Genomic DNA, 646 nt, shown 5'->3' with positions numbered 1-646 from the left:
GTTTCGCGCGTCCGTGCCCGGCAAATGCCGTGCAAGGCATCTGAAACCAGACGGGCTCGCGCTCTTTGGTCTTGATCTGTTCCCGCAGGTCCTCCCTTCAGAGCGTTCTGCTCGCCACTTCCATAAAACCCGATTGCGCCGTCCGCCTCACAAATGAGGCGTTCACGTTATGTGAGCCGGCGATTTTTCAAAAACCAAGCTGGATTGAACAATGCCAACCATCAATCAACTGGTTCGCAAGCCCCGCGTCTCGGAAAAGCTGAAGAGCAAGAGCCCGGCACTTGAGAACTGCCCGCAGCGTCGCGGCGTGTGCACCCGCGTGTACACCACGACGCCGAAGAAGCCGAACTCGGCACTGCGTAAGGTCGCCAAGGTGCGCCTGACCAACGGTTTCGAAGTCATTTCGTACATCGGCGGTGAAGGCCACAACCTGCAAGAACACAGCGTCGTGCTGATCCGCGGCGGCCGTGTGAAGGACTTGCCGGGTGTGCGTTACCACATCGTGCGCGGCTCCCTTGACCTGCAAGGCGTCAAGGACCGTAAGCAAGCGCGTTCGAAGTACGGCGCGAAGCGTCCGAAGGCGGCCTAAGTCGTCAGTGGGATCGCGCCGCTTTTGCGGTCACGGTCTTGTCATGAGCAGGCGGAT

The 646-nt window shown here is 59.8% G+C and carries 1 protein-coding gene; it reads left to right on the top strand.

The annotated features are described in order from the left end of the window. The first annotated feature begins 211 nt into the window (after positions 1-211). On the top strand, positions 212-589 hold the full coding sequence (gene rpsL, locus E2H86_RS25695; RefSeq protein WP_003265519.1) for a 30S ribosomal protein S12: 378 nt from the start codon (positions 212-214) through the stop codon (positions 587-589). Positions 590-646: the final 57 nt, after the last annotated feature.

It is taken from the genome of Pseudomonas putida (genome assembly GCF_004357765.1).
GTDB classification, from domain to species: Bacteria; Pseudomonadota; Gammaproteobacteria; order Pseudomonadales; family Pseudomonadaceae; genus Aquipseudomonas; species Aquipseudomonas putida_U.
This window is presented reverse-complemented; position numbering and strand designations above follow the sequence as displayed.